This window comes from Dorea sp. AM10-31 (assembly GCF_003435815.1).
In the GTDB taxonomy this organism is placed as follows: domain Bacteria; phylum Bacillota; class Clostridia; order Lachnospirales; family Lachnospiraceae; genus Dorea_D; species Dorea_D hominis.
The window spans coordinates 274869-299517 of sequence record NZ_QTUV01000002.1 but is presented as its reverse complement, the minus strand read 5'-3'; the positions used below and the strand labels follow the sequence as shown (position 1 = coordinate 299517).

The following is a 24649-nucleotide window of genomic DNA, read 5'->3' as shown; positions in this document are numbered from 1 at the left end:
ATGCAGAATACAGAAATAATCACGCACAGACAGGAAGGGACGAGAGGACATGAAAAAAGAAATTTTGAATTATACACAGAACCGGGAGCTTTCCTGGCTGGAATTTAATAAACGGGTACTGGAAGAAGCAAGAGATATTACCGTTCCGCTTCTGGAGCGAATGAAATTCGTAGCGATTTTCACAAGCAATCTGGATGAATTTTTCATGATCCGGGTCGGAAGTCTGTTTGACATGGCACATACAGATGCGCAGGCAACGGACAGCCGGTCCGGCATGACACCGATGGAACAGCTTGAGAAGATTTACGCTGCGGTGGCACCGCTTTACAAAGAGCGTGATAAGACCTATGCTGACATCAAGAGTCAGTTGAGTCCTTACGGTGTGTGCGGGCTGGATTTTAAAGAGTTAGACCAGCAGGAAAGAAAATATGTGAAGAAATATTTCAAAGAACAGGTTCTTCCGGTATTGTCTCCGCAGATTGTGGATGCGAATCATCCGTTCCCACATCTTCTGAATAAAGAAATCTATGTAACGGCAAGTCTTACACAGAAAGACAAAAAGAATAAAGTGCATATGGGTATCGTTCCGATTCCGCAGTTTATTTCCGATATTTTATATTTACCAGGCAAGGATATCCGTTATATCCGCATGGAAAAAGTGATCATGGAATATCTGGATCTTGTCTTTACCCGGTATGACATTTCCGATGCAAACTACATTTGCGTGACAAGAAATGCAGACGTTGCGCCGGATGATGAGGCACTGGAAGTAACGGACGATTTCCGCAAACTTATGAAGAGCACCCTGCATAAGAGAAGAAAAATGGCAGTGGTACGCCTGGAAGTAGCTGAGAAATTAAGCGAAGATATGCAGGCATTTTTCTGCGTGAAATTCCAGATCACTCCGGATCAGATTTTCCGGACAAAGATGCCGATGAAGCTGTCATATATTTTTGCAATTAGCGGAAAATTGCCGGAGCCATTGAAGAAAGCGTTGATCTATCCGCCGTTTTCACCACAGCCGTCTGCGGCAGTAGAAGATGGCAGTATCATGCGTCAGATCCGGAAGAAAGACCTGTTATTATTCTATCCATATGAAAGTATGCAACCGTTCCTGAATCTCATCAAAGAAGCATCGACAGATCCGAATGTGCTGACGATCAAGATTACGATCTACCGTCTGGCAAGTAAGGCGAGACTGGTAGAATATTTGTGTGCTGCAGCAGAGAATGGCAAAGAAGTTACCGTTCTCATTGAGCTGAGGGCAAGATTTGACGAGCAGAATAATATTGACTGGTCTGAGCGTCTCGAAGAAGCCGGATGCCGTGTAATCTATGGATTTGAAAATTACAAAGTTCATTCCAAAATCTGCCTGATCACTTACCGGAACCGTGGAGATATCCAGTATATTACCCAGGTAGGAACCGGTAATTATAACGAGAAGACAGCAACAATGTACACCGATCTGTCTCTGATAACAGCAGATCCGGCTATTGGAAAAGATGCGTCTGCATTTTTCAATAATATGGCGACGGGCAATCTGGATGGTCATTATACGTATCTGATCGTCTCACCGACCAGCCTGAAGCAGAAAATTCTTGTAATGATGGATGAGGAGATTAAAAAAGGCGTAAAAGGACGCATCGTGATGAAGATGAATTCCGTCACAGATGTTGATTTTATTAAGAAAGTATCTAAGGCTTCCTGTGCCGGTGTAAAAGTAGATCTCCTCGTGCGCGGTATCTGCTGTATTCTTCCGGGTGTACCGGGATATACAGAAAATGTGCGCGTGATGAGCGTTGTCGGACGCTTTCTGGAACATCCGCGTATTTTCAGCTTTGGAACCGGAAAAGAACAGAAGATCTATATCGGTTCGGCAGATATGATGACGAGAAACACAGAAAAACGTGTGGAAGTTGCGTGTCCGGTGCTGGATGAAGAGATTAAGAAAATTATTAATCATGATTTGAAAGTGATGTTAAGTGATAATATCAAAGCGCGTATTTTGCAGAAAGATGGCACTTACAGAAAGAGAGAACTGACAGAACCATATATTGATTCACAGGCAGTTTTCATGGACGAGATGATTCGGGCGGCAGAGAAAACAAAAGAACGACCGAAGAAGAAAAAAGGTCTTTTATCAAAGATAAAAAATATATTTCACTAGGAGTTAGATAAGATATATGGGGAAATCATTATATATCGCGGAGAAACCAAGTGTGGCGCAGGAATTTGCCAAAGCACTGAATATTTTTGCAAAGAGAAAAGACGGATATCTGGAATCGGAAGAAGCCGTTGTAACGTGGTGCGTTGGGCATCTTGTTACAATGAGTTATCCCGAAGAGTATGATCCGTCGCTGAAAAGGTGGAGCCTTGAGACTCTGCCTTTTATTCCGCAGGAATTCAAATACGAAGTAATCCCAGGTGTTGCAAAACAGTACCGGATCGTGGCAGGGTTATTAAACAGAGCGGATGTGGATACAATCTATGTCTGTACCGACTCCGGGCGAGAAGGAGAATATATTTACCGCCTGGTGGAGCAGCAGGCACAGGTGACCGGCAAGAAAAGGCTTCGTGTGTGGATTGATTCGCAGACAGAGGAAGAGATATTAAGAGGGATCAGAGAAGCAAAAGACCTCTCCGAGTATGATAATCTGTCGGCGTCCGCTTATCTTCGCGCGAAGGAAGACTATCTGATGGGAATTAATTTTTCCAGACTGCTGACACTGAAATACGGGAACAGTATTTCCAGTTACCTGAATACAAAATATTCCGTGATATCGGTAGGGCGTGTCATGACGTGCGTCCTCGGAATGGTCGTGCGCAGAGAGCGGGAGATCCGTGAGTTTGTGGAGACGCCATTTTACCGTGTGCTCAGTGCGATCGGGGAGAGCGGACAGACATTCGAGGGAGAATGGCGCGCCGTGAAGGGCTCCCGCTATTTTGAATCCTTTGATCTTTATAAGGAAAATGGTTTCAAAGAAAAAGACAAAGCAGAGGCGCTCATTCAGTATTTAAAAGAAAATAATGAACCACTGACCTGTCAGATCACTTCCATTGAGAAGAAAAAGGAAAAGAAGAATCCGCCGCTTCTCTATAACCTGGCGGAGCTCCAGAATGAATGTTCCAAAAGATTCAAGATCAGCCCGGATGAGACACTCAGAATCGTGCAGGAATTATACGAGAAGAAGTTGGTTACATATCCGAGAACGGATGCCCGTGTCCTCTCAACAGCAGTGGCAAAAGAGATCCACAAGAACTTAAACGGGCTGATGAAATATGACGTTGCCGTTCCATATCTGAAAGAAATCGTATCCTTCGGTTCCCATAAAGGACTGGAGAAGACAAGGTATGTAAATGACAAACAGATCACAGATCACTATGCAATTATTCCGACCGGACAGGGTATGGGGGCGTTGAATGGTTTATCCCATCTATCCAAACAGGTGTATGAAGTGATCGTGCGACGTTTCTTGAGTATTTTCTATCCACCGGCTGTATACCAGAAAGTTGCGATTGTGACAAAAATCAAGGAAGAGTCCTTTTTCTCCAGTTTCAAAGTACTGGCAGAAGAAGGATATCTGAAAGTCGCAGGCAATCCGGCGAAGAAAAAAGCAAAGACAAATAACGCTGACAGTCCGGATGACGGACAAAACGATGGACAGATGGAGGCGGATGTAAACTTTTTTGAGAAGATCAAGACGTTAAAAAAGGGTATGTCTCTCCCGGTACAGGCGTTAGACATCAAAGAGGGAAAGACATCACCGCCGAAGCGTTACAATTCCGGTTCACTGATTCTTGCAATGGAAAATGCGGGGCAGTTGATCGAAGATGAGGAACTGCGTGCACAGATTAAAGGAAGCGGAATCGGAACAAGTGCAACAAGGGGAGAGATTTTAAAAAAATTATTTAACATCAAATATTTATCTCTTAATAAAAAGACGCAGATCGTAACTCCGTCCATGCTCGGAGAGATGGTATATGACGTTGTGCAGAATTCCATCCGTTCACTCCTTAACCCGGAACTGACCGCAAGCTGGGAAAAAGGACTCAACTATGTTGCGGAAGGTGACATTACTTCCGAAGAATATATGCAGAAGCTGGATCATTTTATCGTCAGTCGCACCGAGGGTGTGCGTGGACTCAGAAATCAGAGCCAGCTCAGAAACTGCTATGATAAGATCGCGCAGTTTTATAAGAAGACGAATAAAGGTAAATGATTTGCCAGCTACTTAAGAACGTGGTATGCTGATACAAAAGAGAGATTACTGTAAAGGAGAAAAGAAACAAATGAAAGAAATAACAGTGAAGGAGTTATACACACTGGATGAGACAATCGCAAAAAATCTTTTTGAAGGTGTGACATATCCATGGGAAGTGCTGCCGAAGATCAGTGCTTTCATTCTGGAACTGGGAAAAACATTACCGGAAGAGGAATATGACAAAGTAGGAGAGGACGTATGGATCGCCAAATCAGCGAATGTATTTCCATCTGCTTATGTACACGGACCTGCGATCATCGGAAAGAACGCAGAAGTCAGACACTGTGCATTTATTCGTGGAAATGCGATTGTAGGTGAAGGTGCGGTTGTCGGAAACTCTACAGAGCTTAAAAACGTTATCCTGTTCAATAAAGTACAGGTACCGCATTACAATTATGTCGGTGATTCGATTCTTGGCTACAAGTCCCACATGGGAGCCGGTTCTATTACATCCAATGTAAAATCAGACAAGAAACTGGTTGTTGTGAAGACACCGAAAGAAAATATCGAGACTGGAATCAAGAAATTTGGCGCTATGGTCGGAGACGAAGTAGAAGTCGGATGTGGATCCATCCTGAATCCGGGAAGTGTGATCGGAAGCCACACCAATATTTACCCGCTTTCCAGCGTGCGCGGTTATGTGCCGGCAAACAGCATTTACAAAAAGCAGGGTGAAGTGGTTGAGAAATACGAAGATTAATGATAAGGAGGACCAGATATGGACGACAGATATGTATCATTTGAAATTGCGAAAACAAAACACATTGCACTGGTAGCACACGACGGAAAGAAAAAAGAAATTGTAGATTGGTGTGACAGAAATAAAGACATCCTGAAAAATCATTTCTTATGCGGAACAGGAACAACAGCCAGACTGATCGCAGAGAAGACCGGGCTTCCGGTGAAAGCTTACAACAGTGGTCCGTTAGGCGGAGACCAGCAGATCGGTGCTAAGATCGTAGAAGGACAGATTGACTTCATGGTATTCCTCTGGGATCCGTTAGAGGCACAGCCGCACGATCCGGATGTAAAGGCATTGCTTAGAATTGCTGTTGTTTATGACATCCCGGTTGCAAATAACCTTGCAACAGCAGATTTCATGCTGCAGTCCAAATATATGTCTGAAAGCTACAGCCGTACGGTTGAGAACTTCAACAAGACGATCCAGGACCGCGTGAATCAGATGAAGTAATGATATGAGCATGAAAGTGGGATTTTAAGACCACGATATGCGAATAGAGAGAGGGATTGTGAGAGTGCGAAGCATGGAACAATCTACAGGTATTATAGCGTAAAGATTATATAGAATAAAAAACAGCCATCATGCAGGAAAACATTGTTATAAATACAATATTACTTGCAAGGTGGTTGTTTTTTACTGCCATAGTATCTGAGAAATCTGCCAGTGTCAGGTTTTACAGATATTGATAAGGTGAAAGAGAGAAAATTTATTGACAAGTACACAGTTGCTGTGATATCCTATGAAAAGAAATTAAAGCTTTAATGCTTTAAAGCGTTACGCTTTAAAGCGACAATAGAAACGGAGTTAGTAAAGAAACAGGTGAAAGATAGGAATTGAGAAGCTAACCTCTGCTTAAAAAGGAACGAGAGAAACAAAAGTAAAAAGAAAGATGAGGGTTTATTATGGGAATCAAGATTGTACTTCTTGTATTATTCTTCGCTGTGATGGTGGCGGTAGGTGTATACTCAAGAAAGCATGCAACCAGTGTTGACGGATTTGTTCTTGGAGGAAGGTCAGTAGGACCGTGGCTGACTGCTTTCGCATATGGAACATCCTACTTCTCGGCAGTTGTATTTGTCGGCTATGCAGGACAGTTCGGATGGAAATACGGACTTGCAAGTACATGGATCGGACTTGGCAATGCGATTATTGGAAGTTTGCTGGCATGGGTTGTATTGGGAAGACGAACCAAAGTTATGACGCAGCATCTGAATGTCAAGACAATGCCGGATTTCTTCGGAGAGAGATACGGAAGTAAGGCACTGAAAATTACTGCATCAGCAATCGTATTTATTTTCCTTGTACCGTATACAGCGTCCGTATACAACGGATTATCCAGACTGTTCGGAATGGCATTTAACATTCCATATACATACTGCGTTCTCGGAATGGCAGCATTTACAGCAGTGTATGTTATCCTCGGAGGCTATATGGCGACAGCGATTAACGATTTCATCCAGGGAATCATCATGTTAGGCGGAATTATCGGAGTTATCGGAGCTGTTCTTAGCGGACAGGGAGGGTTTATCCAGGCCATTCGCAAGATGGCAGAGATTCCAAGTGATGTACCTGTGACGATGGGACAGCCGGGCGCATTTACATCCTTTTTCGGACCGGATCCGCTGAACCTGTTAGGCGTTGTAATCCTGACATCCCTCGGAACATGGGGACTGCCGCAGATGATCGGTAAATTTTACGCGATCAAAGACGAGAAAGCAATCAATACAGGAACTGTGATATCCACATTATTTGCAGTTGTGATCTCCGGAGGATGTTATTTTCTCGGAGGATTCGGACGATTATTTGACAATGCATCTATTTACGATGAGACAGGAAATGTCGTCTTTGACAGTATCGTTCCGTATATGCTGTCTACGTTACCGGACATCCTGATCGGAATTGTGATCGTACTTGTCTTATCCGCATCCATGTCCACGCTGGCATCACTCGTACTGACATCCAGTTCTACACTGACACTGGACTTCTTAAAAGACAATGTTATGAAAAATATGAGCGAGAAGAAGCAGGTGCGGACGATGCAGGTACTGATCGTATTCTTCATCGTGCTTTCCGTAGCAATCGCATTAGATCCGCCGACCTTTATCGCACAGCTTATGGGAATTTCCTGGGGCGCACTAGCCGGAGCATTTCTGGCACCGTTCTTATATGGATTGTATTGGAAACGAGTTTCCAAAGCGGCTGTATGGGCAAGCTTCGCAGCAGGTGTCGGTATTACCGTATCGAACATGTTTATCGGCTACATTGCTTCACCAATCAATGCAGGAGCGATCGCGATGATCGCAGGACTTATCATTGTGCCGATAGTGAGCGCATTATCACCGAAACCGGATACCGGAAAGGTGGATCAGATTTTTGAATGTTACGATGAAAAAGTCGTGATAACGAAAAAACGCTCTTTGGAGGCAAAATAAGACACAATCTAATACAATAAATTAAAAAACATCAAGGGAAGTGATTAAATTTACCACTTCCCTTTTTAATGTAGCTGTGTTAGTATAAGTGAGTGTTAAAAATAAACAACTAAATTGATGATTATTATTCAATGAGTTTTGTATAGAAGGAGAGGTAATACACATGAAAAATTATGAAAAATATCAGCGGTCTTATTTTATGCCGCCGGAGGTCACATACGATTGGGCAAAGAAAGATCATATTGAAAAACCACCGATCTGGTGTAGCGTTGACTTACGTGACGGTAACCAGGCGCTGATCGAGCCAATGAGTCTGGAAGAGAAGTTAGAGTTCTTCCAGATGCTTGTAGATATCGGATTCAAAGAGATTGAGGTCGGATTCCCGGCAGCATCTGAGACAGAGTACCAGTTCATGCGCACATTGATCGAGAGAAATATGATTCCGGATGATGTTACCGTACAGGTACTGACACAGGCAAGAGAACATATTATCAAGAGAACATTTGAAGCAGTTAAAGGTGCTCCACATGCAGTTGTACATCTTTATAATTCTACATCTGTTGCACAGAGAGAACAGGTATTTAAGAAAAGCAAAGAAGAAATTAAGAAGATTGCAGTAGATGGTGCAGAGTTATTGTTAAAACTGGCAAACGAGACAGATGGTAACTTCACATTCCAGTATAGCCCGGAGAGTTTCCATGGAACAGAAGTAGATTATGCAGTAGAAGTTTGTAATGCAGTATTGGATGTATGGAAACCTACAGCTGACAACAAAGCGATCATCAATATTCCGACAACCGTAGAGAATGCGATGCCACATACATTTGCATGTCAGTTAGAGTATGTAAATAAACATTTGAAATACAGAGATGATGTTATTCTTTGCTTACATCCACATAACGACCGTGGATGCGGTGTTGCAACAGCAGAGCTTGGAATGTTGGCAGGAGCAGACAGAATCGAGGGAACTTTATTTGGAAATGGAGAGCGTACCGGTAACGTAGATATTGTAACTATGGGTATGAACATGTACTCACAGGGTGTGGATCCGGGACTGGATTTCTCTAATATGAAAGAGATCCGCGAGACATACGAGAGACTGACAAGAATGCACGTTTACGAGCGTCAGCCATATGCCGGAGATCTTGTATTTACGGCATTTTCAGGATCTCACCAGGATGCGATCGCCAAAGGAATGCAGTGCAGAGAAGAGAGCAAGAGCAATCTGTGGACAGTTCCGTATCTGCCGATCGATCCGAGGGATGTCGGAAGAGAGTACGATTCCGATGTTATCCGTATCAACAGCCAGTCCGGTAAGGGTGGAGTCAACTACATCCTGAAACAGAGCCACGGCATCAACCTGCCACAGCAGATGCGTGCAGAGGTAGGATACCTTGTAAAAGACGTATCCGACAAGGCGCACAAAGAGTTGAGTCCGGAATGGGTATATCAGATCTTCTCTGATAACTACATTAATACAAAACCAGTATTCCATGTAGACGAGTGCCATTTCAAACAGACGGATGGAATTACTGCAGAAGTAACAATCAATCACCAGAATGAGAACCGCACGATCACAGCAATGGGTAACGGACGTTTGGACGCTGTCAGCAACGCACTGAAACAGTATTTCAACGTTAGCTATGAACTGAGCTTCTATGAAGAACATTCTCTGACAAAGGGATCTTCTTCCAAAGCTGTTGCTTATGTCGGAATCCTCTGCAACGGCAAGCCATTCTGGGGCGTTGGTATCGATGCAGATATCATCAAAGCATCTATCGAAGCGCTGACAGTTGCAGTCAACAAGCTGGAAGATATTGGGAGCGCCGATACATGCAAAGATGCAAGAATGATCGAGATTATGAATTATATTCAGGCAAATTATATTGATGTGACACTGGATGATCTGGCAGAGAAATTCTACCTGTCCAAGCCATATATTTCCAAATATATTAAGGAAAAATCCGGCATGACATTTGGCGAACTGGTAAAGAAAATCCGCATGAAAAAAGCAAAAGCATTACTCAAGAGCAGCAATATGACCGTTGAAAATATTGCACTCACAGTCGGCTATCAGAACGTGGAGCATTTCAATCGTATGTTCAAGAAAGCTTACAACATGACACCGATTCAGTTCCGCAATCAGAAATAATTAAGAAGAGAATAAAATGAGAAAATAAGATGAAGCACCGCTTTCAGTTGTTCCGTAAAAGGACATGGGAGAGGTGCTTTTTAATTGTTATAGTATCCGGAGGAAGCTTCCAGTGGCAGATTCCGTAAGTAAAACTTCCAAATGCAACAAAACTTTGCTATACTTACAGTAATGATAAGCTTTAATCAAAGAAAGATAATAATATAAACAGCACGACAGCAGGGCAATTTCTGAATACATGAAACAGAATTTCCCTGCTGTTTTTAAAAACTTTGAAATTATATGTCACAAAGTGGAGCTGTGGATTGTTACTATATATGTAAGATAAATTATCTGAGAAAGAGGTGAATCTATGTTATATGAATTATCATTTAACTACTGGGACGATGATCCGGCGAATGATGACGAGATAATCCTGGCAGTGTACTCATCCGAAGAGCAGTTAAAGAAAGGGCTGGAGAAATTCAAAAAGCAACCAAGATTTGCAGGGAAAGAAGACAGCTTTGGGGTTAGCGAAAGAAAGATCAATGAAGAAAATGATTTCTGGGAAGAAGGTTTTATAATTGAGTATTATGAACCTTATGAAATAACTGTAGAAAAGGGGTTTGTGTTGCAACAGATAGATATAAAGTATGATTTTGCTATGTATGATACAAATGTCTGGGGAGATCCATTATTTATGGATGAAGTACATGATTATGAAGATCATGCACAATGTTTTGTGTATCAAAATCGGAAGAAGAACCAGTTCTATTGTTTTGATAAAAAGCAGAAGAAGATTATCTTTGAAACAAAGTTAGAAGCAGAAATGAAGAAACATTTACAGGAAACTTATGGTATTTCTGATATGAAATTAAAAGCGATAAGACTTAATGAGATGGAGTGATGATTTATGTATGTATATCAGTTGACACATGTGAATGGTATAAGCATTAAAGTGATAGGTTATTTCGGGAGCTGGAAAAAAGCGCGCCAGGTGATGAAGAAATATCGTTCGCAGGTACAAGGATTTAAAGAGTTTCCAAGGTGTTTTCGGATTAAGAAACTGCTAGTCAATCAGGATGATTTTTATTATGGGTATTCTAAGGGGAAGAGTGTAAATGAGAAAACTTTGTAAAAATACACTGAACAGATTTCTAATAAGAAGCATTAAATTCGTTTTTCGGTCAATAAAAATAAGTGGGGAAATAAGCCTAAAATGACGAAATATTGAATGAACCTGATAGGATCAATTGCAAGAGTAAGTCTGAGTTGAGATAATTCGAAATAAAGTCAAAGAAACTGGTTAAGAGTTAAGCTTTAATCCAGAATATTCAAAATAAAGCCAAAGAAATTAGGAAGTATTCTAAGCTCAAATTAAAAAAGATAGAAATAGAGCTAAGAAACTGAACAAGAAAACAAGCTTTAAACAAAAAAAAACAGACATTGAGTCAAAAAGTAGGTAATAGAATAAGTTTTTGATAAGGAGATAATAGTTGGAATCACTGAAAAAGCTACTTATAAATATTTTTGGACCGAAGTCAGATCCATGGACACATGCGAGAGCACTTCGGATAGGTAAGAAAATTTTAAAAGGAATATTTATATTAAATATTGTGTTTTTTGTTTTGGCTGTAAAGTACGGAGGAGATGCGACTTTTGCACTGTGCGGCTGGTTTATAGTCGCAAATTTGATGATTGTAATAATAATAAAGTTCAAAGATTACAATTTCATTGCCGAAGTAATCATAAATGGAAATGATATTTGTTTTGAATTGCCGGAAGAAGTAATTGTTGTATCAAAAGATGATATAAAAGAAATGATTTATATATTGTATGAAGTGCGTGTTTATCTGAAAAATGGGAAAAGGCTCTATGCCGACCGAAAATTTTGCCCGCCATATGTTGTTGCAGATGGCAGAAAACATCAGGGAATCAGAGCAGAAGACTTTGTGGGTGTAAAATTTATCATGAGGGAAGAAGATACAACGTTTAGAAGATAGTAGAGGTTAGAGAGACAGTTTCCGACTGAAAGCAGAGGAGAAAGCCAATGAGTTTTGTATATAATGATAAAGCATGGCAGATTGTTGAATATAAGAATTTGTATTATATTGAACTGTATACGCGTTCAATCCGTGTTTATAACCAATCATTTGATCAGATATTGAAAAGAGATAATCCGCAGTATTATTATGCGCAGATTTTAGTTGTAGAAGATACATTGTTCGCGATGGGGAAAGATACAACATTTATTGATGTGCTGAAAATACCATCCTTAGAATTAGTGAAAAGGATCAAATGGAATGAGGAACGATATTTTGTACGAAGTGAATCGACAAATATGATATACAATAAGCAGGAACAACTTGTATATTCAGGCTTGTATTCTGATAAAAAAGACACTGCTGTTTTAACGATAATTCATATAAATGAAGATTACAGGGAAGAGGTTGTCTGGCAATCAGAGCATACATATTTATTGCAGATTCTTTATAACAAGAGAAAAAAAGATTACTTGCTGTGTTATAGAAAGATATACGAAGAAAATAGGAGAGAAGTATTCTGGGAGGAGCTGGCATGGCTTAGAAGCGGGAAAATGTTCATGCGCTATGAAATGGAGCAAGATCAGGATTTTTGGGATTATGCATTTGACAGAAAAGAAAAAATTTGGTTTCGTGGATGTTTTGCGCCGGCTTGGAAATCATATCTGGTAAAATTAGAAGATAGCAGAAAAATGGATAGCTTTAGAAAACTGACTGAAATAAATGATTTGCTTGCATTTTCCGAGGATGGAAAGCGATGCGCTTATGTGATACCGGGGAAGACCTCAAAAGTATACATTTATTCTCTCGAAAAAGAAGCATGTGAGCGGGAAATTACTTTGAAAGATTCAGAGCTTAGCTGGTGTGAAATTCAATTTGTTGGGAATCGGTATATAGCAGTCAGAGGCTGTGATTATATGTTCTGGTATGAGATATGATTCTCCGGTTGTACAACCTGTATATTCCAGCTATAATAAAATTATAGGGAATCCTTTTAATTATGAATTTGAGAACGGAGCACCAGTATGTTCACAAATACAAAAATCTTGTTGGAACAATATACAGAGATATTGCAAAAAATATATGGAAATCATTTAAGAAGAGTGATTTTGTATGGCTCTTATGCAAGAGGTGATTATACGAAAGATTCTGACATAGATATTATGATTTTGCTGGATATGTCGGATATGGATATTAAGCAGTATCGGCATGACTTGTCTGGGGAGACATTTGAGTTCAATATGGATCATGATCTTGATATTAAGCCGATAGCGAAAAGTGAAATACATTTTCAAAAGTGGGTTGATGTATATCCGTTTTGTACAAATGTAATGAAAGAGGGAGTGAAATTGTTTGAAGCAGCCTAATTTTTACATTGTAACAAAAGACGAAGCGGAAGAACAAATTCAAACAGCAAAAGAATTAATAACATATGTGGAGCAATATGTTTCAACAAAATATAAGAAATAACCAATCTAAAATTAAAGAAAAGGTTGGTTATTTCGTCAAATGAAGAGTTAAAAAAATGACGGAAGAGATATTTACGCCGGGATAGAAATAACCTGCGAGGTACATATGGAGATTACAATCAAATCATACATTAAAGAGAAAGTCAAAATTGAATTATGGCAGTGCAGCCAGAATATTCTGAGTATCGATTTATCGGAAGGCGAAGACTGTGTGACTGACATAGATTTGCCAGAGTATGGCAAGACAGAAATTCTGGTTGCTGTTTCTTACGAAGAGCCAGAAGAAGCAGGCAATTTTCTGGATCATTTTCTGTGGGGATTATACTATCTGCTGGATGGTGATATAGGAAGCCCTCTGGATGGAGAATCTGGTTTGATCGGTACGAAAATATCTGGTGAATTTCGGGAAGATACTGCATTAAAGTTATCATGCGTTGGGAGCAGTCCATCAAAAGGTTATGTCGTTACGATTGAATGTAAAGAAAATTTAGAAAAGTTATATTATCTAAGAGTTGGAAAAGAAGAGCTGGAAAAGAAAGTAAAAGAATGGAAAAAACGAGTATTTTCTGCGTGGCTAATTGTAGCGTTTGTCTTTATATGCGGGATGCTATATGGAATCTTAAGAGTAATTCCGGTTATGAGTATATTCTGCGGTGTTGTGATTTTATTGTTTCTCGTATTATTATGTGTTCGGTTCAGAGATGCTGATAAACAGGTGGAACATTTATACGAGAAGGCAACTGATGAGATATGATTTATAGGAGAAGAACATGAAAAAATATTTTATTCCAATGCAGCACACGCATTCCTGCGTGGCAGGTCTGTATTTTCACGGTGGGAATATAGTTGAGAACAGAGAAAACAGAGGTATTTCACATCTACTGGAACATATGATCTTCCGGCGGTTGGATACGCTGAAGATGAAGGAGCTTTACCGGAATCTGAACAGGCAGGGATTTGATCTGCGTGGTTTTACAAATGAGAAAATGATCGGTTTCTATATTCAGACACCGCTGAAAAAAATTAACGATGCGGCAGATCTTTTGTTAAAAATTCTGCAAAAATATGACTACACGGAAGAGGAAGTAGAAGCAGAAAAGCGTGTTGTATTGCGTCAGATAGATGAGAAATCCGTGTATTTTTTTGATAAGAAGACGCACCGGAAATACTATCGGAACACGCCATTTGCCAAATTAATCATGGGGCGGCAAAAGGATGTTGAGAAGATAGATGCCACTATGGTAAATGAATACAAAAACAAACTGTTCTGCAGTGAAAATGCTGTATTTATCATGACGGGGAATTTCACAAATGAAGTACAGGAGGAAATCAGTCATAAAATCGAGCAAATAGAAGCAGTTGACAATCGACAGGGCATTTATACTTCGGAGATGGAAGATGTGCTCCCGAAACATTTCGGCAAGCGGACGGAGAAAGATGATTTGCTTGTAGATTGCGGCTACAGTCTGTGTGATATGAGTGTTTCTTTTGATATTTTACGGGAATGTAATCCGTTTGCTGTGGATATGCTGATGAACATATTCGTAAATGGAGATGGAGCAAAGTTACAATGGAAATTAAAGGATAAAAAGGGCTGGACAGGAGATGTCTTTGGCAGCATAGAAAATTTTGCAAATTTTGCCAGATTTAAAATTGATTATGCAGTCAAAGAAGAAGATCTGCCAGATTCCATGATCTGTTTTGCTAAGACACTTCAGAAAGCAAAAGAAAATTTATCCGAAAAAGACAGAGAAGAAGTGATTGGATTTCATACATTCCAGCCGGGACTATGGGATGACTCTTGCGAATATAATCAGTATATTGCGGAAAGTGTGTTTACACAGGGTAGTTCTGCATATGAAGTGAAAGAGATTATCCGCCAATATGAAAATGTTACAGTTGAAGAATTAAAACAACTGGCAAATGAGATATTTACGCCGGAAAATATGAGCATTAGCGTTGGCTATGACAGTTGGTACACGAAGAAATCAACTTTGGAAAAGAAATGCCGGAAGATGCGAAAAATACTGGGAGGACAATACTTATGATGAATAAAATATCAATTATCACATTTGTAGGAATGATCATTACCGGACTCATATCAGTCACGGTGTTTCTCGCGCCGGTAAGTGGTTTCCTTATGTATCCGTTTTTTGCGGGCTTCGCAGCACTGCTTGGGATTGTGAGCGCACTGCTTGCAAGAGAACATAAGATTTTGCGCGTATTTGCTATTCTTATAGTGGTAATCATGGTCGGAACAATATTATGCGATGTAATATTTGTGATTCGCTTTATGACTGGGATGTTTTAGAAAATAGAAAGCTTAAATTGAAAAAATTTTATATTAGGTCTATAAATAAAATGGATTTGATAAGCTTGAATCAAGACAATTCGGAACAGAGATAAGAAATTAACTAAGAAATAAGCTCCAATTAAAAAAATTCGAAATTAAGCCGAAAATTTTCAAAAAACAGGCTCCGGCGGATTCCCGCCGGAGCCTGCAATCAATATATGCAATTTTACTATGCAAATAGCTTAGCTGGCAGCCAGAAAATCGTGTAGCCAGAGAAGCCTCGTAGTCAAAGCCTAGATTGCTCTTGTGTATTCTTTGAGCCATTCTCTTTCCTCATCTGTAAGGTGCGGTCCGATCTTCTCATATACGTCTTTGTGGTAGTTGTTGAGCCATTCTCTCTCAGATTTGGTCATCTCTTCCGGATCAATTCCGTCAAGGTCGATCGGAGCGAAAGTGATCGTCTCGAAGTGCATGAACTGACCATATTTGTTCAGTTCACCTTTTCTTACGATAAATTCATTTTCGATACGGATACCGAATTTACCATCTTCGTAAATACCAGGCTCGTCTGTGATAACCATACCTTCTTCTAACTGATGATGCTCGTTCTTGCTTGGAACAACATACCAGCGGAAGCCTGTCGGTGGCTCGTGAACATTTCCAAGGTATCCGACGCCATGTCCGGAACCGCACTGGAAGTCAATGTTCAGATCCCAGATCGGCTGTCTTACGAGGACATCCAGGTTGTAACCGTGGCATCCATAGAGGAAGTTCGCACGGGACAGGTTCATCATAGCACGTACAACGGCTGTAAAATATTTCTTCATATCCTGATCGATAGAACCAAGGATGAAAGTACGTGTAATATCTGTAGATCCTTCATAGTATCCGCCGCCTGTATCATTCAGGAACATTGCGCCTTCTTTTAATACAACGTCTGTCTCTTTACTCGGAGAATAATGCATCATAGCTGCATGATCTGCAAATGCGCACAGAGGTTCAAAACTGTCGCGGATATATCCTTCCTGAGCCGCTCTTAAGCTTGTCAGCTTGTCAGCAGAGCTTAACTCTGTAATATCTTCTTTGTCGTAACGAGTCTTGATCCAGTACATGAATTTTGTAATCGCAATACCATCTTTGATATGCGCTTCTTTGATGTTCTCCAGCTCAACATCATTCTTCATAGCTTTCATAAGAATTGTCGGGTTGGCAGCTTCTACGATCTTGCAAGGAATGTTCTTGTAAAGTGCGTAGTTCATCTTCATCGGATCGATGAGGGCAGTCTCGGAAGCATCCAGTTTTTTAATGTCTTCGTAAATGTCATTGTACGGATGAAGTGTAACATTTACTTTCTTGAACTCTTCCAGAATACGGTCATTTAACTTCGTCTCGTCAACATAGAGATCTACACCGTCCATTCTTACGATAGAGTAAGAGAGCAGTAATGGGAAGAAATCAATATCATCACCACGGACATTTAACAGCCAGCCCGTATCATCCAGAGATGCGATAATATGTACTGTTGCACCATTGTCTTTCATGACTTTGCGGACACGCTCCAGTTTGTGTGCTGAGCTTTCGCCGGAATATTTCTCCTCAAGGAAGAATGCTGGTTTGTCAGAAAGCGGCGGTCTGTCTTCCCAGATCTGGTCGATCAGATCTTCTTCGTAATCAATAGAAATATTCTTCGGTGAAAGAGCATCTTCATATTCTTTTCCTTCATCCATGGAAAGAACACGTCCGTCAAATCCAACCTTTCCGCCTTCCGGAATCTTGTCTGCCAGATATTCTGTAACAGATGGAGTATCCCCAACGAACATTTTCATAAGGCGGACTCCACTGCCTTCCAGTTCGTTTGTAGCCTGGAAGAAATAACGTCCGTCTGTCCAAAGACCTGCATCATCCTGGCATATAACAGCAGTTCCGTAAGAACCACTAAAGCCGGTGATGTATTTTCTGGCTTTGAAATGTTCTCCTACATATTCACTCTGGTGGAAATCGGCTGTTGGAACGACATAGGCATCAATTCCTTTTTCAGCCATCAGAGCACGCAGTTTTGCGATTCTTTCTGATACTTTCATTTGAAAATCCTCCTTAGTATTTAAATCTGTCTATATTTTAACACTTATTAGACTAAAGTACAAACCTGTTCCTGAAATTTTATAGATCATTTTATAGATCTTTTATTATCATTGATTGAAAGCCGGGATGTTTTAGCGTATAATAGACAAAGCGGTATACGAAGAAATATAGACTTATAAATTTGTAAGATGTCAGAGCGGTATACGCAGGAATCAATAGAAGAAAGGGTACAAGACGGAGGAGAGAACATGGTAAAGTATTTATTAGTAGTTGCCGGTGGCCTGATTTTCCTTGCTGGATATTCTTTTATGAAGAAGAATGAAGGCTCCGGTAAGACAATGCGTATCTATGCATTGTTTGCATATGCGGGATTAAGTCTTATCATTCTGGCAGGTGCGAGGGTATTGGATCCAGTATTTGCACAGATGGGAAGCTGGGCCGATAACATACAGCTTGCAGTGCAGGCAGCATGTTTTGTAATCGGAGCAGAAGTTTTATTAAAACCTGCTTTTGAAGACCAGAAAGAGAAACGGACTTCCAAGAAGATCACATCCAGAGGAAGTGTCAGCCAGACGAAGATGACTTATACGCAGTCAAAAAAGAATCATAAGAAGAAGTAAGTTATAAATGGGAATCAGACAAGTGCTGGTTCCCATTTATTGTGTATTGCTATAACAAAAAGAGTTGTCGTACTAACCGAAGTTAGTAGACAACTCTTTTTATGTACGATATTCAGTTTGAATTATTCGCCTTCAACCATTCTGTCGAACTTCTTAGTAAATGCTAACATGATAACTCCGCAAGCGATGATGATAGCTGTTACTGTACCATAAGCTTTAACGAAGTCGAAGTTTCCGAGCCAGTTATAAAGTGGTCCGTAAGCTTTACCAGAGAAGAAGATGATCAGTGGCCATACACCAAGCATTGTTCCGAGAAGTTTCTTCGGAGAATACTTGCTGATGAAAGCGTTTCCAAGTGGTGAGAAAATAACTTCACCAACAGTCATACAAACGGCTGTCAGAATGATTACCCAGATACCAACCGGATGCTCAGAGCTCTGTCCTGAAAGAACTGCTGCAAGTACCATGGATGCTGTACAAAGACCAAGTACGATGATTCCTAAAGCTGTCTTTGTGAACATTCCCCAGTCTCCCTGTGGACGCTGTCTCATCTTAGCCCAGATTCCTGCAAATACAGGGCAAAGGATGATACAAAGCAGACCGTTCATAGAGTCGAACCATGCAGTAGGCATCTCGAAGGAACCGATGTTCCAGTTAGCCCATCCTTGTCCTCCCTGAGAAGCTGGACCGAATTCATAGTAAACTGGCATGTATGCCATGTACCAGATCAGCCAGAAGACTCCAGAGAATAATGTTACGATCAGAATAGCGATAACACGGTTTCTCTCAAGTTTGGTAAGTGGAGCGTTGTCTTTCTCTTTGTCAGCTTTCTCAACATTTTCTGTACGGTTGTCAACCAGGAATGGTTTCTTACCAGCATCGCCGAAGAATCTCATTCCGAATAACCACCATGCACAGTCGATGAACATGAAGATTCCGCAAACGAGGAACATCTCACGATATCCAACGTTAGTACCGACCAGTGACAGGAAAGTTGTTCCGATGAATGATCCGATGTTAACGAATGAGTACTGAAGACTGAATGCAGTATCCAGTTCATCCTCATCAGATGATGGGAACAGACGTCCGTTGATACCAGAAACGTTTCCTTTGAAGAATCCAGTTCCGATAGCAATCAGGACGATCATTACCCAAAGCATTCCAACTCCGTTAGCTTTCCATGCACACAGGTATCCGAGTCCCATAAGAATCTCTCCAACTGGTACAAGAAGACGAGGACTAATCCAGCGGTCAGCGATATATCCACCAATAACTGGTGTGATATAAGTAAACGCTACCAGGTTAGAACTCATTGCAGCACCTACGGATTTGTCTAATCCAAGACCACCCTTTGCTGCAGCGACTACGATAAAGATCGACAGTCCCCACTTAGCAGCATAGTATGCAAGTCTTTCGAATGTGAAAGAGAGGCAGCATACATAGAAGCCAAATGGAAATTTTTTCTTAGTGTTTTCCATGAGTTTCACCCTCCAATATGAAATTTTTCATGATGTACAAAATGTAGAGACATAAGTTCTAAATTTTGCGCTCTCAATGTCCTATATGATAGCATAACTTAGACTAAAGTACAACCAATTAATTTAAGAAAATGTTAAGTTTTTCATTTTTTGTCGTTTTTTTGACATAAATATGCCATAAAAAGGATAAAAAAACACCCATTTGGTAATGCAAAATGCATAATTGTCAGAAAATTAACGGGGAATATAAAAAAAACGTAAAATGCTTGAATGTTAGTATCTGAACATATATAATGAAACGGATATGTTTTACAAAATGATAATAGAAGAAAGATGGGGAAGATTTATGGCAGGACGTTATTGTGTGAAGTATAAGGAATCTCAGAATACATTGCAGAAGATCTGTAAGCTGTTCCGAATGGATGAGAGTGATATTACGCTTAAATTTGTAGTATTTTTCCTTGGAATCCTGATTTTTTATTTTGTTATGAAATTTGGAAATCCTGGCAATGATATGACAAAGTTTGTTGTACGGTATATAATCTGGTGGATTGCAGCTTTTGTAGTTGGTATTACATTTAACCGTACAATCTGGAGAAAGGCTCTGGATGCTACAGCAATCGGAGATGCGGAAGACCAGTTCCTTAGAAGAAATAAACTGAACGGTGGAACTGTATCGACTGAGCTGGATTTTTACGACGATCATTTTGACAGTGTAATGGAAATGAAGACAAGATCCTTTCAGTATGCGAATGTCGTTAAATTACTGGAATCGGAAGATGCATTTGCGGTTGTTGTGAAGACAGAACCGGACAGCAAAGGATCACCGAGAGCAATGTGCGGCTTCCCGAAGGATGCGCTGGAACAAGGAAGTATTGATGAGCTGAGAGCATTTTTATTGGAACGCTGTACGAATATGAGGCGCAAGAAAGTAAAGAAATTTTAAGATATTATTAAAGAACAGGACATGGAGAAGCAATGCAATTGCTTTCCGTGTCCTGTTTATTTATTATGGCGACGAGGAAAAATGCAATATAAAAGTTTATAATTATGCATATTATTAATAGGAAACAACATGTTTGTGCATAAAAACCTATAACTATAAAAAGTTGATAAGATTTTAACAAAAATAAAGGAAAATACTTGCAGATTGATGTCGGAAAAGATATAATATAATTGGCTAAAATTTGGTTTTACTTTTCCAAGAAGTATAAACCTTAAAATAAGGAAAATGGAGGGCTGGACTATGGGCAACATGGCAACAGAAAATGCAGCAGGTAATCGTATTTTATCGATTCTTGATGCAGGAAGCTTTGTTGAGATCGGTGGCGCTGTAACAGCAAGAACAACAGATTTCAACATGCAGGACAAAGAAACTCCGGCAGACGGTGTGGTGACCGGATATGGAGTAGTAGACGGTAATTTAGTGTATGTGTACAGCCAGGATGCATCCGTATTAAACGGTGCGATCGGCGAGATGCATGCGAAGAAAATTGCAAACATCTATGATATGGCAATGAAGATGGGAGCGCCGGTGATCGGAATGATCGACTGTGCGGGACTGAGACTTCAAGAGGCAACCGATGCACTGGATGCTTTTGGTAAGTTATATACAAAACAGGCACTTGCATCCGGCGTGATTCCGCAGATTACAGCAATCTTTGGAACATGCGGAGGAGGACTTTCCGTAGTTCCGGCTCTTTCTGATTTTACATTTATGGAAGCAGAGAAAGGAAAGCTTTTCGTAAACTCTCCGAACGCAGTTGCAGGAAATGAGATTTCCAGATGTGATACATCATCTGCAAAATTCCAGAGCGAGAAAGCCGGTCTGGTAGATGTTGCAGAAACAGAAGAAGAGATTCTTGCAGATATCCGTTCTCTCGTATGCATGTTACCTTCTAACAACGAAGATGATGCTTCCTATGAGGCATGCGAGGATGATCTGAACCGTGTATGTGCAGATCTGGCGAATGCAGCAGAAGATACTGCAATCGCACTTGCAGAGATTTCTGATGACCATATTTTCTTTGAGACAAAACGTGATTTTGCGAAAGATATGGTAACAGGATTCATCAAATTAAACGGACTGACTGTTGGCGCCGTTGCCAATCGTTCAAAAGTATATAATGAAGAAGCAGAAGTTGTAGCAGAATTTGACGGATCTTTAACTGCTGACGGAGCAGATAAAGCAGCAGATTTTGTACGTTTCTGTGATGCATTTGGAATTCCGGTGCTGACTCTTACGAATGTATCCGGATTTGCAGCAAGTGCATACGATGAGACACATCTTGCAAAAGCGGCAGCACGACTGACTTATGCATTTACAGAGGCAACTGTAGCAAAAGTAAATGTCGTGATCGGCAAAGCTTTTGGAAGTGCTTATGTAGCAATGAACAGCAAATCTGTCGGAGCAGATATGGTATATGCGTGGCCACAGGCAGAGATCGGTATGATGGATGCGAAGCTGGCTGCCAAAATCATGTATGCAGATACAGATGCTGAGACAATTAATGAGAAAGCAGCTGCTTATGCAAAGCTTCAGACAAGCCCGGATGCAGCAGCAAGAAGAGGATATGTGGATACGATCATCAATCCGGAAGATACAAGAAAATACATCATTGGCGCATTTGAGATGTTATTTACCAAGAGAGAGGATCGTCCGATGAAAAAACACGGAACAATTTAGAGAGGTGAGGCAAAGTGAAGAAAAAAATTAGCTTAATAATTTGTATGCTTGTAGCTGTATTATGCTTTACCGGTTGTTCCAATTCAGGCAATGAATTGAAGTATGACAAATCTTCTATTAAAGAATCAACAGAGTTTCTGATCAACTATTGCCAGAGTGCAGATGATGCGACGATTCAGCAGTGGGAAGATATGGACGACTTTAATCTGGAATATCAGCTGATGCAGTCAGGACTTCCGTATACAGCAGACGGATTTACCAGTGCACTGGAAAGCTGGCAGTCTGGAATCAAAGAGTGTGGAGCATATGTAAGTCATGGAGATTTCAAATATGAAGCTTCCAAAGACGAACTTAAGGTTACAACGGCGGCAAAATTCAAAGACAGAGATGCCACATTGACATTTGTATATAACCAGAAATTAAAACTGGAGAGTATGACAGTTGACGGAAAATATTCCATGGGTGAAGTCCTGGAAAAAGCCGGACTGAATACCGTACTTGGAATGGGAACGGTATTCGTTGTGCTGATCTTTATCTCCCTGATCATTTCTCTTTTCAGATTCATCCCTGCGCTGGAAGAAGCATGGAAGAACAGAGGAAAGAAATCGGCAAAAGAAGCTGAGGCTGTTGTAGTAGAAGAGGCAACACAGAGCGCATCTGCTGAGGCAGAAGATGTTACGGATGATACAGAGCTGGTAGCGGTTATTGCAGCGGCTATTGCAGAATATGAAGGAACAGGCACAGATGGATTTGTAGTAAGAAGCATCAGACGCCGTCCGTCTAATAAATGGAACGCATAGAGAATTTAGGAGGATTGAATCATGAAAAATTATACAATTACAGTAAACGGAAATGTATATGATGTAACTGTTGAAGAGAACGGCGCAGGCACAGCACCTGCAGCAGCACCAAGAGCAGCAGCACCTAAGGCAGCTCCTAAGGCAACGCCGAAAGCAGCAGCACCTGCGGCTGGAAATGCCGGAAGCATTGAAGTAAAAGCAGGAGCAGCCGGAAAAGTATTTAAGCTGGAAGCAAGTGTCGGACAGAGCGTGAAGAAAGGTGATGCAGTTATCATCATTGAAGCAATGAAGATGGAGATTCCAGTAGTAGCTCCGGAAGACGGAACAGTTGCAAGCATTAACGTAGCAGTTGGAGACGCAATCGAATCCGGTGCAGTTTTAGCTACATTAAACTAATGTGAAACTGATTCCTTATGGAATGAATACGACTGGAGGTTAAGAAATGGAATATATAACATCAACATTGGGAAACCTCGTGCATCAGACAGCTTTTTTCAGTCTCACATGGGGCAATTTGATCATGATTGCTGTAGCATGTTTTTTCCTGTATCTGGCAATCGCGCGGGGGTTTGAACCTTTGCTCCTTGTGCCGATCGCATTCGGTATGCTGCTTGTTAATATCTATCCGGATATTATGCTGCATGCAGAAGATTCGGCAAATGGAACGGGCGGACTTCTGTATTATTTCTTTAAATTAGATGAATGGGCAATCCTGCCGTCTCTGATTTTCCTTGGAGTTGGAGCAATGACAGACTTTGGACCATTGATCGCGAATCCGAAGAGTTTCCTCTTAGGTGCTGCAGCACAGTTTGGTATTTTCGCAGCTTACCTTGGAGCGATGGCATTTGGATTCTCTGATAAAGCGGCCGCGGCTGTATCCATTATCGGTGGGGCGGATGGACCGACTTCCATCTTCCTTGCCGGAAAGTTACAGCAGACAGCAATTATGGGACCGATCGCAGTGGCGGCGTACTCGTACATGGCGCTTGTCCCGATCATTCAGCCGCCGATCATGAAGCTTTTAACAACAGAAGAAGAACGTAAGATCAAGATGGAGCAGTTAAGACCGGTATCCAAACTGGAGAGAATCCTGTTCCCGGTCATCGTTACAATCGTTGTTTGTGTGATCCTTCCTACAACAGCACCGCTGGTAGGTATGCTGATGCTCGGAAACCTCTTCCGTGAATCAGGTGTTGTAAGACAGTTGACAGAGACCGCTTCCAATGCACTGATGTATATCGTAGTTATCTTACTTGGTACATCTGTCGGAGCGACAACAAGTGCGGAAGCATTTTTGAACAAACAGACTATTTTCATCGTTATCCTTGGACTGATTGCATTTATGTTTGGTACAGCAGCCGGAGTATTATTCGGTAAGATCATGTGCAAAGTTACCAGGGGAAAAGTTAATCCGCTGATCGGATCAGCCGGAGTATCCGCCGTTCCAATGGCAGCCAGAGTATCCCAGAAGGTTGGAGCAGAGGCAGATCCTACGAACTTCCTTCTGATGCATGCAATGGGACCGAACGTTGCCGGAGTTATCGGTACAGCAGTTGCGGCCGGAACATTTATGGCGATCTTCGGAGTTTAAGAACCGGATATTTCGTATGAT

At 41.0% G+C, this 24649-nt stretch carries 22 protein-coding genes; 20 read left to right on the top strand and 2 right to left on the bottom strand.

Translation table 11 applies throughout. The features are described from left to right. Window positions 1-49 precede the first annotated feature (49 nt). The 14 genes from ppk1 to DW125_RS04480 all read left to right on the top strand — a co-directional run bounded on the left by ppk1 (window position 50) and on the right by DW125_RS04480 (window position 15389). Window positions 50-2167, top strand: a complete 2118-nt coding sequence (ppk1, locus tag DW125_RS04545) for a polyphosphate kinase 1 (protein ID WP_117537254.1) — start codon at window positions 50-52, stop codon at window positions 2165-2167. Between the two features lie 16 nt (window positions 2168-2183). After that, the gene (locus tag DW125_RS04540; protein ID WP_117537253.1) at window positions 2184-4220 is read left to right on the top strand and encodes a DNA topoisomerase; all 2037 of its coding nucleotides are present in this window, start codon (window positions 2184-2186) and stop codon (window positions 4218-4220) included. Between the two features lie 70 nt (window positions 4221-4290). Further along, window positions 4291-4962, top strand: coding sequence for a hypothetical protein (locus tag DW125_RS04535; protein WP_021861154.1), 672 nt, complete (start codon window positions 4291-4293; stop codon window positions 4960-4962). 18 nt (window positions 4963-4980) lie between these two features. Beyond that, the gene (locus tag DW125_RS04530) at window positions 4981-5454 is read left to right on the top strand and encodes a methylglyoxal synthase (protein WP_117537252.1); all 474 of its coding nucleotides are present in this window, start codon (window positions 4981-4983) and stop codon (window positions 5452-5454) included. Between the two features lie 452 nt (window positions 5455-5906). Next, entirely contained in the window at window positions 5907-7436 is a 1530-nt protein-coding gene (locus DW125_RS04525) for a sodium:solute symporter family protein (RefSeq protein WP_117537251.1), read from the top strand. Window positions 7437-7599: 163 nt separating this feature from the next. Further along, a complete protein-coding gene (locus DW125_RS04520; protein ID WP_021861151.1) occupies window positions 7600-9588 on the top strand; it encodes a 2-isopropylmalate synthase in 1989 nt (662 codons plus the stop codon). Between the two features lie 352 nt (window positions 9589-9940). Continuing rightward, complete coding sequence (locus tag DW125_RS04515; RefSeq protein WP_117537250.1) at window positions 9941-10474, top strand: hypothetical protein; 534 nt, start codon at window positions 9941-9943, stop codon at window positions 10472-10474. A gap of 6 nt (window positions 10475-10480) precedes the next feature. After that, window positions 10481-10705, top strand: a complete 225-nt coding sequence (locus DW125_RS04510; protein ID WP_117537249.1) for a hypothetical protein — start codon at window positions 10481-10483, stop codon at window positions 10703-10705. A 358-nt stretch (window positions 10706-11063) separates the two neighbouring features. Beyond that, window positions 11064-11570 (top strand): hypothetical protein, encoded by a 507-nt coding sequence (locus tag DW125_RS04505; RefSeq protein WP_117537248.1) that lies wholly within the window; start codon window positions 11064-11066, stop codon window positions 11568-11570. 47 nt (window positions 11571-11617) lie between these two features. Further along, window positions 11618-12547, top strand: a complete 930-nt coding sequence (locus DW125_RS04500; protein WP_021861146.1) for a hypothetical protein — start codon at window positions 11618-11620, stop codon at window positions 12545-12547. 87 nt (window positions 12548-12634) lie between these two features. Next, the gene (locus tag DW125_RS04495) at window positions 12635-12976 is read left to right on the top strand and encodes a nucleotidyltransferase domain-containing protein (RefSeq protein ID WP_021861145.1); all 342 of its coding nucleotides are present in this window, start codon (window positions 12635-12637) and stop codon (window positions 12974-12976) included. 208 nt (window positions 12977-13184) lie between these two features. Next, window positions 13185-13832: a hypothetical protein gene (locus DW125_RS04490; protein WP_117537247.1), complete on the top strand. Its 648-nt coding sequence runs from the start codon at window positions 13185-13187 to the stop codon at window positions 13830-13832. A 16-nt stretch (window positions 13833-13848) separates the two neighbouring features. After that, window positions 13849-15126 (top strand): M16 family metallopeptidase, encoded by a 1278-nt coding sequence (locus tag DW125_RS04485; RefSeq protein WP_117537246.1) that lies wholly within the window; start codon window positions 13849-13851, stop codon window positions 15124-15126. Beyond that, window positions 15123-15389: a hypothetical protein gene (locus DW125_RS04480; protein WP_117537245.1), complete on the top strand. Its 267-nt coding sequence runs from the start codon at window positions 15123-15125 to the stop codon at window positions 15387-15389. The genes DW125_RS04485 and DW125_RS04480 overlap by 4 nt, the downstream gene beginning before the upstream one ends. A 275-nt stretch (window positions 15390-15664) precedes the next feature. Here DW125_RS04480 and DW125_RS04475 read toward each other — a convergent pair whose 3' ends face one another. Next, the gene (locus DW125_RS04475; RefSeq protein WP_117537244.1) at window positions 15665-17452 is read right to left on the bottom strand and encodes an aminopeptidase P family N-terminal domain-containing protein; all 1788 of its coding nucleotides are present in this window, start codon (window positions 17450-17452) and stop codon (window positions 15665-15667) included. A 249-nt stretch (window positions 17453-17701) separates the two neighbouring features. Between DW125_RS04475 and DW125_RS04470 the strand changes: the two genes are divergently transcribed. Next, complete coding sequence (locus DW125_RS04470; protein ID WP_117537243.1) at window positions 17702-18073, top strand: hypothetical protein; 372 nt, start codon at window positions 17702-17704, stop codon at window positions 18071-18073. Between the two features lie 122 nt (window positions 18074-18195). Here DW125_RS04470 and DW125_RS04465 read toward each other — a convergent pair whose 3' ends face one another. Then, a complete protein-coding gene (locus DW125_RS04465) occupies window positions 18196-19551 on the bottom strand; it encodes a peptide MFS transporter (protein ID WP_117537242.1) in 1356 nt (451 codons plus the stop codon). 346 nt (window positions 19552-19897) lie between these two features. Between DW125_RS04465 and DW125_RS04460 the strand changes: the two genes are divergently transcribed. The 5 genes from DW125_RS04460 to DW125_RS04440 all read left to right on the top strand — a co-directional run bounded on the left by DW125_RS04460 (window position 19898) and on the right by DW125_RS04440 (window position 24628). Next, a complete protein-coding gene (locus DW125_RS04460; protein WP_117537241.1) occupies window positions 19898-20497 on the top strand; it encodes a hypothetical protein in 600 nt (199 codons plus the stop codon). Window positions 20498-20797: 300 nt separating this feature from the next. Beyond that, on the top strand, window positions 20798-22237 hold the full coding sequence (locus tag DW125_RS04455; RefSeq protein WP_117537240.1) for an acyl-CoA carboxylase subunit beta: 1440 nt from the start codon (window positions 20798-20800) through the stop codon (window positions 22235-22237). 14 nt (window positions 22238-22251) lie between these two features. Next, a complete protein-coding gene (locus DW125_RS04450; RefSeq protein ID WP_242992892.1) occupies window positions 22252-23037 on the top strand; it encodes an OadG family transporter subunit in 786 nt (261 codons plus the stop codon). Window positions 23038-23058: 21 nt separating this feature from the next. Further along, a complete protein-coding gene (locus tag DW125_RS04445; RefSeq protein ID WP_117537238.1) occupies window positions 23059-23433 on the top strand; it encodes a biotin/lipoyl-containing protein in 375 nt (124 codons plus the stop codon). A 46-nt stretch (window positions 23434-23479) separates the two neighbouring features. Next, window positions 23480-24628 carry a sodium ion-translocating decarboxylase subunit beta gene (locus DW125_RS04440; protein WP_117537237.1) on the top strand — a complete coding sequence of 383 codons (1149 nt, stop codon included), beginning with the start codon at window positions 23480-23482 and terminating at the stop codon, window positions 24626-24628. Window positions 24629-24649: the final 21 nt, after the last annotated feature.

What these genes read in the sequence shown, in the direction of transcription:
- DW125_RS04500 (WP_021861146.1), top strand. Translation starts at nt 11,618, where the DNA reads ATGAGTTTTGTATATAATGATAAAGCATGGCAGATTGTTGAATATAAG.
- DW125_RS04485 (WP_117537246.1), top strand. Translation starts at nt 13,849, where the DNA reads ATGAAAAAATATTTTATTCCAATGCAGCACACGCATTCCTGCGTGGCA.
- DW125_RS04535 (WP_021861154.1), top strand. Translation starts at nt 4,291, where the DNA reads ATGAAAGAAATAACAGTGAAGGAGTTATACACACTGGATGAGACAATC.
- DW125_RS04490 (WP_117537247.1), top strand. Translation starts at nt 13,185, where the DNA reads ATGGAGATTACAATCAAATCATACATTAAAGAGAAAGTCAAAATTGAA.
- DW125_RS04440 (WP_117537237.1), top strand. Translation starts at nt 23,480, where the DNA reads ATGGAATATATAACATCAACATTGGGAAACCTCGTGCATCAGACAGCT.
- DW125_RS04510 (WP_117537249.1), top strand. Translation starts at nt 10,481, where the DNA reads ATGTATGTATATCAGTTGACACATGTGAATGGTATAAGCATTAAAGTG.
- DW125_RS04530 (WP_117537252.1), top strand. Translation starts at nt 4,981, where the DNA reads ATGGACGACAGATATGTATCATTTGAAATTGCGAAAACAAAACACATT.
- DW125_RS04540 (WP_117537253.1), top strand. Translation starts at nt 2,184, where the DNA reads ATGGGGAAATCATTATATATCGCGGAGAAACCAAGTGTGGCGCAGGAA.
- DW125_RS04475 (WP_117537244.1), bottom strand. Translation starts at nt 17,452, where the DNA reads ATGAAAGTATCAGAAAGAATCGCAAAACTGCGTGCTCTGATGGCTGAA.
- ppk1 (WP_117537254.1), top strand. Translation starts at nt 50, where the DNA reads ATGAAAAAAGAAATTTTGAATTATACACAGAACCGGGAGCTTTCCTGG.
- DW125_RS04520 (WP_021861151.1), top strand. Translation starts at nt 7,600, where the DNA reads ATGAAAAATTATGAAAAATATCAGCGGTCTTATTTTATGCCGCCGGAG.
- DW125_RS04470 (WP_117537243.1), top strand. Translation starts at nt 17,702, where the DNA reads ATGGTAAAGTATTTATTAGTAGTTGCCGGTGGCCTGATTTTCCTTGCT.
- DW125_RS04460 (WP_117537241.1), top strand. Translation starts at nt 19,898, where the DNA reads ATGGCAGGACGTTATTGTGTGAAGTATAAGGAATCTCAGAATACATTG.
- DW125_RS04515 (WP_117537250.1), top strand. Translation starts at nt 9,941, where the DNA reads ATGTTATATGAATTATCATTTAACTACTGGGACGATGATCCGGCGAAT.
- DW125_RS04480 (WP_117537245.1), top strand. Translation starts at nt 15,123, where the DNA reads ATGATGAATAAAATATCAATTATCACATTTGTAGGAATGATCATTACC.
- DW125_RS04525 (WP_117537251.1), top strand. Translation starts at nt 5,907, where the DNA reads ATGGGAATCAAGATTGTACTTCTTGTATTATTCTTCGCTGTGATGGTG.
- DW125_RS04455 (WP_117537240.1), top strand. Translation starts at nt 20,798, where the DNA reads ATGGGCAACATGGCAACAGAAAATGCAGCAGGTAATCGTATTTTATCG.
- DW125_RS04465 (WP_117537242.1), bottom strand. Translation starts at nt 19,551, where the DNA reads ATGGAAAACACTAAGAAAAAATTTCCATTTGGCTTCTATGTATGCTGC.
- DW125_RS04445 (WP_117537238.1), top strand. Translation starts at nt 23,059, where the DNA reads ATGAAAAATTATACAATTACAGTAAACGGAAATGTATATGATGTAACT.
- DW125_RS04495 (WP_021861145.1), top strand. Translation starts at nt 12,635, where the DNA reads ATGTTCACAAATACAAAAATCTTGTTGGAACAATATACAGAGATATTG.